The 13,816-nt window shown below is 46.4% G+C and carries 16 protein-coding genes and 1 tRNA gene; 14 read left to right on the top strand and 3 right to left on the bottom strand.

Going from position 1 to position 13,816, the window contains the following annotated elements:
* Window positions 1–6: 6 nt before the first annotated feature.
* From FLB61_RS03805 to FLB61_RS03780, 6 genes are all read left to right on the top strand, one after another.
* Complete coding sequence (locus FLB61_RS03805; protein ID WP_087209697.1) at window positions 7–1,428, top strand: GldG family protein; 1,422 nt, start codon at window positions 7–9, stop codon at window positions 1,426–1,428.
* A gap of 9 nt (window positions 1,429–1,437) precedes the next feature.
* Window positions 1,438–1,992, top strand: coding sequence for a DUF4340 domain-containing protein (locus tag FLB61_RS03800; protein ID WP_221919440.1), 555 nt, complete (start codon window positions 1,438–1,440; stop codon window positions 1,990–1,992).
* Window positions 1,993–2,119: 127 nt separating this feature from the next.
* Window positions 2,120–2,437, top strand: a complete 318-nt coding sequence (locus FLB61_RS03795) for a PadR family transcriptional regulator (RefSeq protein WP_087201679.1) — start codon at window positions 2,120–2,122, stop codon at window positions 2,435–2,437.
* Window positions 2,434–3,207 (top strand): DUF1700 domain-containing protein, encoded by a 774-nt coding sequence (locus tag FLB61_RS03790; RefSeq protein WP_087209692.1) that lies wholly within the window; start codon window positions 2,434–2,436, stop codon window positions 3,205–3,207. The genes FLB61_RS03795 and FLB61_RS03790 overlap by 4 nt, the downstream gene beginning before the upstream one ends.
* Before the next feature lie 3 nt (window positions 3,208–3,210).
* The gene (locus FLB61_RS03785) at window positions 3,211–3,738 is read left to right on the top strand and encodes a hypothetical protein (protein ID WP_087209690.1); all 528 of its coding nucleotides are present in this window, start codon (window positions 3,211–3,213) and stop codon (window positions 3,736–3,738) included.
* 222 nt (window positions 3,739–3,960) lie between these two features.
* Window positions 3,961–5,601, top strand: coding sequence for a Na/Pi cotransporter family protein (locus FLB61_RS03780; RefSeq protein ID WP_087209688.1), 1,641 nt, complete (start codon window positions 3,961–3,963; stop codon window positions 5,599–5,601).
* 123 nt (window positions 5,602–5,724) lie between these two features.
* Here the strand turns inward: FLB61_RS03780 and FLB61_RS03775 are convergent, their stop codons facing one another.
* From FLB61_RS03775 to FLB61_RS03765, 3 genes are all read right to left on the bottom strand, one after another.
* Entirely contained in the window at window positions 5,725–6,102 is a 378-nt protein-coding gene (locus FLB61_RS03775; protein ID WP_087209685.1) for a BlaI/MecI/CopY family transcriptional regulator, read from the bottom strand.
* A 104-nt stretch (window positions 6,103–6,206) separates the two neighbouring features.
* Window positions 6,207–6,290, bottom strand: a tRNA-Leu gene (locus FLB61_RS03770).
* A 90-nt stretch (window positions 6,291–6,380) separates the two neighbouring features.
* Window positions 6,381–7,043 carry a TMEM164 family acyltransferase gene (locus FLB61_RS03765; protein ID WP_221919439.1) on the bottom strand — a complete coding sequence of 221 codons (663 nt, stop codon included), beginning with the start codon at window positions 7,041–7,043 and terminating at the stop codon, window positions 6,381–6,383.
* A 178-nt stretch (window positions 7,044–7,221) separates the two neighbouring features.
* Here FLB61_RS03765 and FLB61_RS03760 point away from each other — a divergent pair, with 178 nt between their 5' ends.
* The 8 genes from FLB61_RS03760 to FLB61_RS03725 all read left to right on the top strand — a co-directional run bounded on the left by FLB61_RS03760 (window position 7,222) and on the right by FLB61_RS03725 (window position 13,810).
* Window positions 7,222–8,205, top strand: a complete 984-nt coding sequence (locus FLB61_RS03760) for a beta-ketoacyl-ACP synthase III (RefSeq protein ID WP_087201706.1) — start codon at window positions 7,222–7,224, stop codon at window positions 8,203–8,205.
* A gap of 88 nt (window positions 8,206–8,293) precedes the next feature.
* The gene (gene acpP / locus FLB61_RS03755) at window positions 8,294–8,512 is read left to right on the top strand and encodes an acyl carrier protein (RefSeq protein WP_024733589.1); all 219 of its coding nucleotides are present in this window, start codon (window positions 8,294–8,296) and stop codon (window positions 8,510–8,512) included.
* A 38-nt stretch (window positions 8,513–8,550) separates the two neighbouring features.
* Window positions 8,551–9,471 carry an ACP S-malonyltransferase gene (gene fabD, locus FLB61_RS03750; RefSeq protein WP_221919438.1) on the top strand — a complete coding sequence of 307 codons (921 nt, stop codon included), beginning with the start codon at window positions 8,551–8,553 and terminating at the stop codon, window positions 9,469–9,471.
* A 57-nt stretch (window positions 9,472–9,528) separates the two neighbouring features.
* Window positions 9,529–10,260: a 3-oxoacyl-[acyl-carrier-protein] reductase gene (gene fabG / locus FLB61_RS03745; protein WP_087209676.1), complete on the top strand. Its 732-nt coding sequence runs from the start codon at window positions 9,529–9,531 to the stop codon at window positions 10,258–10,260.
* A 21-nt stretch (window positions 10,261–10,281) separates the two neighbouring features.
* On the top strand, window positions 10,282–11,520 hold the full coding sequence (gene fabF, locus FLB61_RS03740) for a beta-ketoacyl-ACP synthase II (protein ID WP_087201712.1): 1,239 nt from the start codon (window positions 10,282–10,284) through the stop codon (window positions 11,518–11,520).
* A gap of 12 nt (window positions 11,521–11,532) precedes the next feature.
* Window positions 11,533–11,994 (top strand): acetyl-CoA carboxylase biotin carboxyl carrier protein, encoded by a 462-nt coding sequence (gene accB, locus FLB61_RS03735; RefSeq protein WP_087201714.1) that lies wholly within the window; start codon window positions 11,533–11,535, stop codon window positions 11,992–11,994.
* 12 nt (window positions 11,995–12,006) lie between these two features.
* Entirely contained in the window at window positions 12,007–12,435 is a 429-nt protein-coding gene (fabZ, locus tag FLB61_RS03730) for a 3-hydroxyacyl-ACP dehydratase FabZ (protein ID WP_087201716.1), read from the top strand.
* A 40-nt stretch (window positions 12,436–12,475) separates the two neighbouring features.
* Entirely contained in the window at window positions 12,476–13,810 is a 1,335-nt protein-coding gene (locus FLB61_RS03725) for an acetyl-CoA carboxylase biotin carboxylase subunit (RefSeq protein WP_087201718.1), read from the top strand.
* Window positions 13,811–13,816: the final 6 nt, after the last annotated feature.

Here is a 13,816-nt window from a genome sequence, read left to right as displayed (position 1 = left end):
CAGGACATGTTGAAATGGAAAAAGAAGACACCACAGGAAGAGAAGGAAAAGGTAAGCGTAAAAGACAGGTTTCAAAGCGTCCAGAGCAGAAAGGGTACATACAGTGTCGCTATGGCTGCGGTCGTCATCGTCATTGCGGTTGTCATAAACCTGATCGCAGGTCAGCTTCCGGATAAGGTAACGCAGATTGATGTGAGTGATAAAAATATTTACGGGATTTCCTCAAAAAGTAAAAAGATACTAAAGAATCTGGAACAGGATATTGTATTTACTGTCTATGCAGACCGATCGGATACAGACGAAAGGATCAAGACGTTTCTCGACAAATATACAGCTTTGACAGACAAGATCACAGTAGAATGGGTGGATCCAATCGCACATCCTCAGCAAATGCAGGAGAACGATGCGCAGAGTGACTCTATCGTCGTTTCCTGTGAGGAGACAAATAAAAGTGTCTCTGTACCGTTTACCGATATCATCGTGTCGGATTACAGTTCCTACTATACGACCGGCTCCATCTCAGAATCTGAGTTCGATGCAGACGGACAGCTCACAAGTGCTGTAAACCAGGTAACAAGCGATGTGAAGAAGAAGATCTACCGGACATCAGGACACGGAGAGATGACGCTTTCCACTTCCATCGAAGAAGAACTTGGAAAATCCAATATAACGACAGAAGAGCTGAATCTTCTGATGACGAAGGAAATGCCTTCAGACTGTGATATGCTGTTGATCAATGCACCGTCGAGCGATATCTCAGAGCAGGAAAAGACAATGCTTCTGGATTACATGGGAAATGGAGGCAAAGTCATCTATATCATGGGCGATCCCATGGCAGACACTCCGAATCTGGATGCCTTTATGGAACAGTACGGAATGAAAAAGATAAGCGGATATATCGCTGATATGCAGCGCAGCTATCAGGGAAATTACTACTATATCTTCCCTCAGGTTTCCGCTTCCGGCACACTGGCACAAGGATTGGAAAGCGACATGGTGCTGATGATCAATTCCGGCGGTTTTGTGAAGATGAGCGACCAGAGGGATACCCTTACGGTAGAGAATTTCCTCACGACATCAGAGCAGGCATATGCGGTAACAGAAGAAGAACAGACACAAGGCGAATATGTCCTTGGAGCTGTCGCATCCGAAAATGACGCGAAACTGACAGTTCTTGCATCGGAAAGCATGATTGATGCTCAGGTTACGGATTATTTTTCCAATTTGGATAACTCCACACTCTTCCTGAACATGGTTATGAATAACTTCGACGATGTGGAAAATGTGTCCATCAAAGCGAAGAGTCTGGCAGTCCAGTTCAACACTGTACAGCATGCTGGAGCCATCAGCAGCTTTCTGATCTTTGGGGTACCGGGCATCGTTCTTGTATGTGGATTTGCCGTATGGATGAAGAGAAGAAAGGCGTAGGTGGAAGCAATGAAACAGAAGAAAGGTCTGATCATCCTTATTTTTATCCTGTTGGCGCTTATAGTTGTATATTTCGGTATGAGAAGCATGAACGCCAGAAAACAGGAAAAGCAGGAAGAAAAAGAAAAAGCGGAGATCATTCAAGTCATCAATGTGAAAAATCCGAAAGAAATCGCGTACTCCGCGGATGACGGAAGCAGCATGGCATTCGTAAAAGAAGACGGAACATGGTATCTGAAAGACGACAAAGAGACTGTGCTTCGGCAGACAGCCATTCAGTCTATCGCAGATCAGGTGTCAGATATACAGGCGGAAAGAGAGATCAAGGATCCGGACAGCATCGAAAGCTATGGACTGGATACGCCGCTCTATACGATTACTGTTACCGACGAAGACGGGACAGCACAGAATATCTACATAGGAGATGGCGCAGGCTCCGATTACTATATGACAACAGGGGACAAAGAAAAGGTATATACTGTTTCTTACTTTCTTATAAATGCGCTGGAGTTTGACAAAGACACGCTTGTTGATACGTCTGAAGAGACAGAAGCTGAAGAGTAAAAAAGAAAACCCCACAGGAAACGATCAAGATTTCCTGTGGGGTTTTGTCGATCATACTATTGTTTTATGATCAGTACTTGACAATGTATAGTAGTAGGTATAGTATAATATTAAAAGGAGGGAAGGTATGAATCCACAGTTTAAAAAAGGGGTGTTGGAGATGATCGTGCTGGAATCAGTCCGGAACAGGGATATGTACGGGTATGAACTGGTCACAGAGGTATCGAAAGTCATCGATGTAAATGAAGGTACGATATATCCGCTTTTGAAACGGCTTACGAATGAACATTATTTCGAGACATATCTGAGAGAATCTTCGGAGGGGCCGCCAAGAAAGTATTATCATCTGACCGCGGCAGGGATTTTATATCGGGATCGTCTGGTGGCAGAGTGGGAAGAATTTCAGAAGCGGGTAAATCTTTTTTTGAAGGAGCGGAACGTATGAATAAAAGGGAGTTTTTGGATGAATTAAAGAGTCATCTCCGGGTCCTTGAGACAAAGGAGCAGCAGGATATTCTGGATGAATATGCACAGCACATTGATCTTAAGATCAAAAGCGGCCAGAGTGAGGAAGAAGCCATCAGTGACTTTGGAAATATTGAGGAACTGGCATCTGATATTCTGGAAGCGTATCATGTGAATCCGGAATTTGGCACACAAGGGCAGGAAAAGAAAGAAAAGAATCTGGTTGGATCCGCAGCATCACTGTTTGGAAAAGCTGGAAACCATGTAAAGATGATCGGGAAAAGCCAGAGAGAACAATGGGAAAACTTAAAAGAAAGACGCAGAAAAGCGAAAGAGGATGCAGATGCGCAAGAGACAAAAAGAAGAGGTTTTAAAATGCTCAGGGAGAGATTTCAGATAATACATAAGAAATTTTCCCATGCCAAAAACGAGCATCGCATGCTGTCGCGAATAGGAGAATGGATGTGTAATATATGTATTCTCTGCTGGAACAGTATCCTGTTTCTGTCGGCATTGATGTTTGGAGTATCTGCACTTTTTTTCCTGTTTGCTTTTGGATGTCTTTTTGTCCTTGTATTCGGCGGATATCCGGTAATCGGAGCTTCCCTCTTAAGTCTTGGTTTTTTTGCTGCCTTTGCATCTATGGCTGTTTTGTTTGGCAGCTGCTTCCGAAGATTCAGGAAAAGGAGGATACAGGCTCGGTCAGCAGCTGATTTCCCGGGAGAACCGGAAGAAAGAATGGAGGAATAGGACGTGAGAAAATATAGGAAGCATGCGCTGATTGTTTTGCTCATCGGAGCTTTGACAGCAGGAATCGGAGGGGGAATCGCAGCGATAGAGTTTTTCTCCCTTGACTATGGCGGCCGGAAAATTGTAGGCATGGTAGAAGAAAAGGTAACAGAGGGGAACTTCCCAGTGGATCCGTCGAAAGAGGCGGTTTACATCAATACATTCAGCGTTCCGAAAAGCCAGCATACGGAGGTCATATACGACGAACATGTGTCGGAAAATACGGTAAACTACAGGATTTCTTACAACGCACAACAGATCGGCCAGCCTTATTTTGAGGAAAATATAGAACGGCAAGATGGATGCCAGTACTTTCAGCTCTGTATGGAATGGAAAGATACAAATGAAGTTGCCAACCTGTTTGACGCCAGAGATATGATCTTAAGCGATCTGAAAAAAGGAAAGATTGGATCTTACGAGATACAGTATATCGAAAAAATCGAATTCCGGATCAATCCGAAGAACAAGGAGCAGCTGGTTGTCTGGAATTGACAGAGAAAAGGATGTGTAAAGACGCGCACATCCTTTTTAAATGCGGAAAAACTTTGTTAAAAATTATGCGCCAATGTAAAATCCATGTAAAAATTGTTAATTTTACGTATAGTCTATTGCAAAAAATGAAAGTTTCAGGTACAAATGTAAGTGCAGTGTTAAAAATAAATAAGAAATATGTAAAATTTTTGGCGCGGAAAAAGTCCGCAGGAGGAAGAGAAAATGAAAATCACAGACATTCTGAGTCTTTTGGGGGGACTTGCGCTGTTTCTTTACGGAATGCAGATGATGAGTTCTGGCCTGGAAGCGGCAGCAGGAAACAAGATGAAGAAAATTTTGGAGAGACTTACGGCCAACCGGTTCCTCGGAGTGCTGGTAGGGGCAGGAATTACCGCAGTCATTCAGTCATCGTCCGCCACCACCGTCATGGTAGTGGGGTTTGTAAATTCCGGTATGATGACGCTTCGCCAGGCAGTGTGGATCATCATGGGGGCAAATATTGGTACGACGATCACAGGTCAGCTGATCGCGCTTGATGTGGGAGCACTGGCTCCGGCTTTTGCTTTCCTCGGGGTGGCCATGGTTGTGTTCGTAAAAAACAAGAAGGCACACCATTACGGATTGATCGTGGCAGGGCTTGGAATCCTGTTCCTTGGTATGGAGATGATGAGTACGGCGATGATGCCGCTTCGCGATTCGGAAGCGTTTGTATCTCTGATGACGAAGTTCTCCAACCCGCTTCTTGGTATTCTGGCCGGAGCAGTGTTTACCGCCATCATCCAGTCGTCTTCTGCATCTGTAGGAATTCTGCAGGCGCTGGCGACAAGCGGGCTTGTGACACTCCCGAATGCAGTTTTCGTGCTGTTTGGCCAAAACATCGGGACATGTATCACGGCGGTTCTTGCGGCTATCGGGACAAGCAGAAATGCAAAAAGAACGACGATCATCCATCTGTCGTTCAATATTATCGGGACGACGATCTTTACGATCGTATGTATATTGACGCCTCTTACAGGGCTGATCGAAAGTCTCTCTCCGAGCAACGTGGCACAGCAGATTGCCAATATGCATACGCTGTTTAACGTTGTCACAACGATCCTTCTGATTCCGTTCGGTACATATCTTGCTTCGTTTGCGGAAAAGATCCTGCCGGACAAAGAAGAAGACAAATCCGGGGAGATGCACCTGGAATTTATCCGTCCAATCCAGATGAAAGGCGAGAATCATATCGGTACGTCCGCTATCGCTATCAACGGAATCAAACAGGAAATCCACAGAATGATCGGCATGACAAAAGAAAACGTGGAACTGAGTTTTGCTGCTGTAGCAGAGGGCAGAGGGGAGCTGCTTCCTGAAGTGGAGGAGAAGGAAGAGTACATTGACTATCTCAACAAAGAAATCTGCAAGTACATCTCCAAAAACATCGTGAAGGAGACAAACCAGAAAGATGCCAAATATATGAGCGCACTCTTCAAAGTGTGCGGAAATCTGGAACGCATCGGGGATCACGCCATGAATATCTGCGAGTACACGAAGATGATGGATGATAAGGGGATTTCGCTGTCAAAACCAGAGTTGGAAGAAGTGGCGTCCATGAAGACGATCTGCCTGGAAGCTTTGGAAATCCTGGAGCAGATCAAAAAAGGAAGCAAGGAAGATTTCCGCAAAGTCGAAGCGGTGGAAAAGAAGATCGATGATATGACGAAGACATACCGTCAGAATCAGATCGACCGGATGGAAGCGGGGCAATCTTCGGATGAGGCAAGTATCCTCTACTCAGAGATGCTTACCGACTTTGAACGAATCGGAGACCACATTCTGAATATCGGACAGGAAATGGGACTTGGAAAAGTCGGAGCGTAAAGAAAGCAATATTTGAAATTGAAAAAGGATCGGCTGCCGGTAAGACCGGGGAGTCGATCCTTTTTGTAGAAAACGCTATTTTTTGAAATCAGATATCCGAGATTAGGTAACTTATATGGGGCACTACTTTGCAAGTTCCTTTTTGCGTTTTTTGATAACATCCTCTAATCGGGAGAGTATTTGTATATCATCAATCTCATTGATATAACAAGAAAAAGTCTCTTGGCTTTTCAGTGTATTTCGGATTCCCTCCTCGATGTCATCGGGATACTCTTTCCGGTCCACGATAGGGACATAACTTCGTGTCAGTACCGTCCCGCTGTACACAATATCTGCCACTTTAATATACTGTTTTTTAATCAGACTGCGCAGCACAGCCTGAACTGTGTTGATGTTTAAATCTTCCCGTGAACGAACAATCTCGGATGCGATCATTGGTTTTTCTGCATCCCATAAAATTTTCATGACATCGGCTTGTCTTTTCGTTAAGTTTAACATCATTAATCACTCCTTATATAGTATATTATAATATATAATTGAAAAGATAGCCACTTCATATCACAAAAAAAGGAAATCTCGATTTGAGATTTCCTTTCTATTATCAATGCGGATAGCAGGACTTGAACCTGTACCCCCTCGCGAGGACTAGAACCTGAATCTAGCGCGTCTGCCTATTCCGCCATATCCGCTTGACAAGTGATATAATATCATAAAGTTTTAGATTTTGCAAACATTTTTTGCAAAAATTTGAAATTTTTTTTCGAATCCATAAAAGAGGATCAGAAGCGGCGCTTGCCGTGAGAGAAAAGAAAACGTTTCTGCCATATCCAGTGCAGGAGGAGAGCTCCTGCCAAGATAGCCAGGAGGTAGAACACGATGCGCACAGGATTGCCAAAGCGGCGAGTCATGTCTGATATGACAGCCTGGGACATTTCATAGTACGGGCTGATATAAAACATATTGATATCTGCGATCCTGCCGATGGACAGATTCAGAATTTCGGCCAGGAGGCAGAGAATGCCAAAAAGAAGAGCGGACATGCGAAACCCTCGCCATGTGTAGTCTGCGATTCCGGACAGACCACAGACAAGTCCGATGACGATGAGGGCAATATGCCAGAGGTAGGAATGGATCGTGAGGGCAGGGAGCGGGTAGTGCATCCCCGTCGTGTCCAAAAAGACAAAAATTCCGCCAAGGAGAGAAAAATCCATCAGAAACGTATAGAAGACCCTTTGGATATGACTTCTGCGGAAAAATGGAAGGAGGATCAGGAGGTACATGGGGATAGAGCAGAGCTGGAAAGGAAAATACCACCAGTCGTACGTACCGCCATTTACGCAGAAAGTAAGCACATACTGTTTCCACAGTTCGCTGAGAGCCATGAAGATCCCGACGGCAGTCAAGAGGGTCTCGATATGTAGGGAAAAATGTCCGGATTTCATGGATACGCCTCCTTTTGTGTCATACAAAATTTCTCATGGAAATAGGGTAAAAGGTTTTGTGAAAAATATACGTTCTGACTACATTATAGTACAAAATCTCTTGACAGGACAGTGTCCTTGTAATATAGTTTGAATGTCAAAGTATTTTAAGTTCAAAATAAAAATCTGGAGAAAACATATGATAGGAAGAATATGCGGGACGGGATCCTATATCCCGCCTAAAATTTTGAGCAATGATGACCTGTCTGAGATGGTTGAGACAAATGACGAATGGATACAGGAACGCACCGGCGTGAGAAGACGCCACCTTGCAGACAAGGAGACGACATCCTTCATGGCTTCTGAGGCGGCAAAGCGAGCGCTGGAAAATGCCAAGATAAAGCCGGAGGAGATCGATTTCATCCTCGTGGCGTCCAGTACGCCAGATGTTCTTTTCCCGAGCGTGGCATGTACAGTGCAGGAAGAGATCGGGGCAGTCAATGCGGCCGGATATGACATGCAGGCGGCATGTACAGGATTTGTATTTGGATACCAGACAGCGCAGGCGTATATTGCGGCAGGGATTTACAGGACCATACTTGTAATTGGAAGCGAATGTATTTCTTCGCTTGTGGACTGGACCGACAGAGGCACATGTATCTTATTTGGAGACGGAGCCGGGGCAGTCATCCTGCGGGCAGAAGAAGGTACACCTTATCCTCCTGCAGCTCATCTGGACGGAAGCAGAGGGGAGGCCCTTATCTGCCATAACCGATGCACGGCAGAATTTTTGGAATTCCTTTCAGACAAGGAAGGGAAGGAGATTCCGAAAAATTTCTACATCCAGATGGACGGAAGAGCAGTCTTCCAGTTCGCAGTGCGCTCCGTACCTCAGGTTACGGAAGAAGTTCTGGAGAAAGCAGGACTTACAGTTGAAGATATCGACTGGTTCGTCCTCCATCAGGCAAACCGCCGCATTGTGGAAGCGGTGGCCAAAAGGCTGAAGACAGATATAGGGAAATTCCCGATGAACCTTCAGGAGTATGGAAACACTTCCTCAGCAAGTGTCCCGATTCTTCTCGATGAGATGAACAGAGAAGGAATGTTAAAAAGAGGACAGAAGATCGTCCTGGCCGGTTTCGGCGCGGGGCTTGCTTACGGGGCGTCAGTCCTTGAGTGGTAATGAGAGATCATTCATATGGTAATTTCCGGCACTGCCGGATTACAAATAAAACCTATCAACAAGAAAAAAGGAAAAGGAGAATATCATCATGTTAGAAAAAGTAAAAGAAATCGTAGCAGAAAATCTTGGAGCAGACATCAACACATTGACAGAGGAGACATCTTTCAAAGATGATCTTGGCGCAGATTCCCTGGATCTTTTCGAAATGGTAATGGCACTTGAAGAAGAATACGGAAAAGAAATCCCGACAGAAGATCTTGAAAAGCTTACAACAATCGGAGAAGTTGTAGAATACTTAAACAAATAAGAAGAGAATCAGGTGCATGGACAAAGGAGCAGGATTCTATGAGTAAGATAGCATTTATCTATCCGGGACAAGGCGCACAGAAAGCCGGGATGGGAAAAGATTTTTACGAAAACAGCGAAAGCGCAAAAGCAGTGTTTGACAAGGCGTCAGAACTTCTTGATCTGGATATGAAAGAACTTTGTTTTGAAGAAAACGACAGACTGGATCTGACGGAGTATACCCAGGCAGCGCTTGTGACGACCTGCCTTGCGATGACGAAAGTCATTGAGGAGAAAGGAATCCATCCGGATGTGACGGCAGGGCTGAGTCTCGGGGAATACTGTGCGATCGCAGTGGCTGGAGGAATGTCTGAAGAGGACGCGATCCGCACTGTGAGAAAAAGAGGGATTCTCATGCAGAATACCGTTCCGGCAGGGGAAGGCAGCATGGCGGCTGTGCTCGGTATGGAAGCGTCAGATATTGAAAACGTGATCGAACCGATCGATCAGGTTACGATCGCAAATTACAACTGCCCGGGACAGATCGTCATCACAGGAGCGGCAAAAGCGGTGGAAGAAGCAGCCGAAAAGCTGAAAGAGGCCGGAGCCAAAAAAGTGATCCCTCTTAATGTAAGCGGACCATTCCATTCTCCGCTTTTGAAAAAAGCCGGAGATGAGCTTTTAAAGGAGCTTGAACAGGTAGAGACCCATCCGCTTACGATCCCATATGTAACAAATGTGACAGCCGAGTATGTAAAAGATGACAAGGAGATCAAAGCCCTTCTTGGCAGACAGGTAGCATCTTCCGTTAGATGGGAACAGAGTATCCGCAAAATGATCGAAGAAGGAACAGATATTTTCGTGGAGATCGGACCAGGCAAGACACTTGCAGGATTTATGCGCAAGATCGACCGGAATGTAAAGATGTACAACATCGGCGCATGGGAAGACGTGGAAAAAGTAGCAGCAGAATTGAAATAACACGAACAATACCCACATAGGGGCAGCAAATTTGATATGCAATAAGGAGTATAGAAGATGGCAGAGAAAGTAGCAGTGGTAACAGGAGCATCCAGAGGTATCGGAAAAGCAATCGCAATGGAACTTGCAAGGACGGGAGCCCTTGTGATCATCAACTACAATGGTTCCAGGGAAAAAGCAGAAGAAGTAAAATCCATGATCGAAGCGGAAGGAAACAAGGCAGAGATCATGCAGTGCAATGTGGCTGATTTTTCAGCGTGCGAGGCGATGTTCCAGGAAATCATCAGCACATACGGACGTGTCGATATTCTTGTGAACAATGCAGGAATCACAAGAGACGGCCTGCTCATGAAGATGACGGAAGCAGATTATGACGCCGTGATGGATACGAACTTAAAAGGGGCGTTTAACTGTATCCGTTTTGCTTCCCGGCAGATGCTCAGACAAAAAAGCGGACGGATCATCAGCCTTTCCTCTGTAGTCGGGGTGTATGGAAATGCAGGACAGGCAAATTATGCTGCCTCCAAGGCGGGAATCATCGGGCTTACAAAAGCTTGTGCCAAAGAGCTGGCTTCCCGCCACATTACAGTCAATGCGATCGCACCGGGATTCATTGAAACAGAAATGACAGAAGTATTACCTGACAAGGTTAAAGAAGCAGCGAAAGCGCAGATTCCGTTCGGAACATTCGGACAGCCGGAAGATATTGCCAAGACAGCAGCCTTCCTGGCATCGGAGGACGCAAAATATATAACCGGCCAGGTCATCTGTGTGGACGGCGGAATGTAAAGAGCAAAAAAGGAGATAGAAATGAAAAGAAGAGTAGTTGTAACAGGATTAGGAGCTATTACTCCGATTGGAAACAGCGTACCGGAATTCTGGGAAGGAATCAAAGCCGGAAAAGTGGGGATCGGAGAAATCACAAAATTCGATACTTCTGAGTATAAGGTAAAAATCGCAGCCGAAGTAAAAGGGTTTGAAGCAAAGAACTATATGGATTTCAAGGCTGCAAAGAGAATGGAACCATTTTCACAGTATGCAGTTGCTGCTGCACTTGAAGCGTGCAAGGATGCAGAGCTTGACATGGAGAAGGAGGATGCATTCCGCGTCGGTGTTATCATCGGTTCCGGAATCGGAAGTCTCCAGGCCGTAGAAAGAGAATATACAAAGATCGTGGAGAAAGGACCATCCCGTGTTCATCCTCTGATGGTGCCTCTCATGATTTCCAATATGGCGGCGGGCAACGTGTCCATTCAGCTTGGTGCAAGAGGAAAATGCACCAACGTTGTGACAGCATGTGCTTCCGGTACACACTGTATCGGCGATGCATTTCGGGCAATCCAGTACGGCGATGCGGACGTGATGTTTGCCGGCGGTACGGAGAGTGCGATCTGTCCGACAGGAGTGGCAGGATTTACAGCCCTTACGGCTCTTACGACATCCAATGATCCGAAACGTGCTTCAATACCGTTTGACAAAGACAGAAGCGGATTTGTTCTTGGAGAAGGTGCAGGGGTTGTCGTGCTGGAAGAACTGGAACACGCAAAAGCAAGAGGCGCAAGGATTTATGCTGAAGTAGTAGGATACGGCGCAACCGGAGATGCATACCACATTACATCCCCGATCGAGGATGGAAGCGGCGCGGCGCGTGCGATGCAGGATGCCATGAATGAAGCAGGGGTAAAACCGGAAGAGATCACATATATCAATGCTCACGGTACAAGTACGCATCACAATGACCTGTTTGAGACGATCGCCATCAAATCAGCTCTTGGCGATGCGGCGAAAGATGTGGTCGTCAACTCCACAAAATCCATGATCGGACACCTTCTCGGTGCAGCAGGCGGGGTGGAATTTGTGACTTGCGTGAAATCCATCGAGGATGGATTCATTCACCAGACGATGGGAACAGTGGAAGCAGACGAAGAGTGCGATCTGAACTACGCCATCGGCGCTCCGGTGGAAAAGGAAGTGCGCTATGCCATGAGTAATTCTCTTGGATTTGGCGGACACAATGCGACACTGCTGATCAAGAAATTTGAAGAATAGAGAGGGTATGACATGGAACTGGAACAGCTTATTAAACTGATCAATGTCGTTTCGGATTCCAAATTGACGGAATTCAAATACGAGACAGAAGAAATCTGCATCAAGATGGGAAAGAAAGAAGATGTCAAAGTTGTGACAGCAGAAATGCCGACGCAGACAGCAGCACTCCCGGTTGTACAGCCAGCCGCATCTGTGACAGCAGAAGCTTTGCCGGAAGAAACACAGGCGTCCCAGCAGGAAGGCAGCCTTGTGACATCGCCGCTGGTCGGAACATTCTATGCCGCACCGGCAGAAGACGCAGAGCCGTTCGTAAAGGTGGGCGACAAGGTAAAGAAGGGCCAGGTGCTTGCCATTGTGGAGGCTATGAAGCTGATGAATGAGATCGAAAGCGAATATGACGGAACAGTGGCAGAGATCCTTGTGGAAAACGCGCAGGGAGTGGAATACGGACAGCCGCTTTTTAGAATTCAGTAAGGAGCAGAAGACATGAAACATTTGGGAATCAAAGAGATCGAACAGATCATCCCGCACCGCCATCCGTTTCTTCTTGTGGATTACATCGAAGACTACGAACCGGGCGAATTTGCGGTTGGATATAAATGTGTGACATTCCGGGAAGATTTTTTCAAGGGACACTTCCCGCAGGAGCCGGTAATGCCGGGAGTCCTGACAGTGGAGGCACTGGCTCAGGTAGGGGCAGTGGCCATCTTGAGCAAAGAAGAAAACAAAGGAAAGATCGCTTACTTTGGCGGTATCAACAAATGCAAATTTAAAGGGAAAATCATTCCGGGGGATAAGTTAAAACTGGAAACACGTATCATCAAACAGAAAGGGCCGCTGGGAGTCGGGGAAGCCATCGCAAGCGTGGACGGGAAAGTCGTTGTGAGCGCAGAACTGACATTCATGGTCGGCTAAGTGTAAGGAAGAAACAGACAAAAAGAGGTCGGAGGCAGATATGATTAAGAAGGTATTGATTGCAAACAGAGGAGAAATCGCTGTGCGGATCATCCGCGCATGCCGCGAGATGGGAATCGAGACAGTGGCGGTCTATTCGGAGGCAGACAGAGAGGCGCTGCACACACAACTTGCAGATGAGGCAGTGTGCATCGGGCCTGCTCCGTCCGCAGAAAGCTACCTGAGTATGGATCAGATTTTGAGCGCTACGATGATCACAGGGGCAGATGCGATCCATCCGGGATTCGGATTTCTTTCGGAAAACAGTAAGTTTGCCCAGCTGTGCGAGAAATGTAATATCACATTCATCGGACCGAAATCCAATGTGATCGAAAAACTGGGAAACAAATCCGAAGCCAGAAATACGATGATATCTGCCGGTGTACCGGTCATTCCAGGCACTACAGAACCAATCTTTGACGAGGAAAAAGGAGCTCTGGAAGCAGAGAAGATCGGTTATCCGGTCATCATTAAGGCGGCTCTGGGCGGAGGCGGAAAGGGCATGCGCGTCGCAAAGAAGCCGGAAGAGTTTGCCTCTGCCTTCCAGACTGCGCAGAAGGAAGCGAAAGCTGCGTTTGGGGACGACACAATGTATATCGAACATTTTGTGGAACGTCCGAGACACATCGAGTTCCAGATCTTGGCAGACAAATACGGAAACGTGATTCATCTCGGGGAGAGGGACTGCTCCATCCAGCGGAACCACCAGAAGATGATCGAGGAGTCCCCGTCCATCGCCCTGGATGAAGAACTGCGGAAAAAGATGGGGGAAGCGGCTGTAAAGGCGGCAAAAGCAGCTTGTTACGAAAATGCCGGAACCATCGAATTTCTCCTGGAAAAGAATGGAAACTTCTACTTCATGGAGATGAATACCCGTATCCAGGTAGAGCATCCGGTAACAGAATGGGTAACAGGCATCGACCTTGTCAAAGAACAGATCCGCATCGCCTCCGGTGCAGAACTGAAATTTCGGCAGGAAGATGTAAAGCTGACCGGGCATGCCATCGAATGCCGGATCAACGCGGAAAATCCAGAAAAGAATTTCCGTCCTTCCCCGGGAACGATCACAGATATTTATCTGCCGGGAGGGAAAGGAGTGCGGATCGATTCAGCCATCTACAGTGGATATACAGTTCCGCCGTACTATGACTCTATGCTGGCAAAATTGATCGTACATGCAAAATCCAGGGAAGAAGCCATTATGAAGATGAAGAGCGCGCTAGGCGAAGTCATTATCGAGGGAATCGATACCAACGTGGATTATCAGTATGACCTGATCAATAATCCGGATTACCAGAGCGGAAATATCGACATTGAATTTATCGAGCGTCTGTAGGAGAGA

This window comes from Sellimonas caecigallum (assembly GCF_019754295.1).
Classification (GTDB): domain Bacteria; phylum Bacillota; class Clostridia; order Lachnospirales; family Lachnospiraceae; genus Sellimonas; species Sellimonas caecigallum.
Note: the sequence above shows the minus strand (reverse complement) of the source record. Positions and strands in the feature narration are given on the sequence as shown.

Coding starts and splice junctions, on each gene's coding strand:
- fabZ (WP_087201716.1), top strand. CDS start 12,007: ATGAAACATTTGGGAATCAAAGAGATCGAACAGATCATCCCGCACCGC.
- FLB61_RS03725 (WP_087201718.1), top strand. CDS start 12,476: ATGATTAAGAAGGTATTGATTGCAAACAGAGGAGAAATCGCTGTGCGG.
- FLB61_RS03780 (WP_087209688.1), top strand. CDS start 3,961: ATGAAAATCACAGACATTCTGAGTCTTTTGGGGGGACTTGCGCTGTTT.
- FLB61_RS03775 (WP_087209685.1), bottom strand. CDS start 6,102: ATGATGTTAAACTTAACGAAAAGACAAGCCGATGTCATGAAAATTTTA.
- FLB61_RS03800 (WP_221919440.1), top strand. CDS start 1,438: ATGAAACAGAAGAAAGGTCTGATCATCCTTATTTTTATCCTGTTGGCG.
- FLB61_RS03805 (WP_087209697.1), top strand. CDS start 7: ATGTTGAAATGGAAAAAGAAGACACCACAGGAAGAGAAGGAAAAGGTA.
- FLB61_RS03795 (WP_087201679.1), top strand. CDS start 2,120: ATGAATCCACAGTTTAAAAAAGGGGTGTTGGAGATGATCGTGCTGGAA.
- fabF (WP_087201712.1), top strand. CDS start 10,282: ATGAAAAGAAGAGTAGTTGTAACAGGATTAGGAGCTATTACTCCGATT.
- fabG (WP_087209676.1), top strand. CDS start 9,529: ATGGCAGAGAAAGTAGCAGTGGTAACAGGAGCATCCAGAGGTATCGGA.
- FLB61_RS03760 (WP_087201706.1), top strand. CDS start 7,222: ATGATAGGAAGAATATGCGGGACGGGATCCTATATCCCGCCTAAAATT.
- accB (WP_087201714.1), top strand. CDS start 11,533: ATGGAACTGGAACAGCTTATTAAACTGATCAATGTCGTTTCGGATTCC.
- FLB61_RS03765 (WP_221919439.1), bottom strand. CDS start 7,043: ATGAAATCCGGACATTTTTCCCTACATATCGAGACCCTCTTGACTGCC.
- acpP (WP_024733589.1), top strand. CDS start 8,294: ATGTTAGAAAAAGTAAAAGAAATCGTAGCAGAAAATCTTGGAGCAGAC.
- FLB61_RS03790 (WP_087209692.1), top strand. CDS start 2,434: ATGAATAAAAGGGAGTTTTTGGATGAATTAAAGAGTCATCTCCGGGTC.
- fabD (WP_221919438.1), top strand. CDS start 8,551: ATGAGTAAGATAGCATTTATCTATCCGGGACAAGGCGCACAGAAAGCC.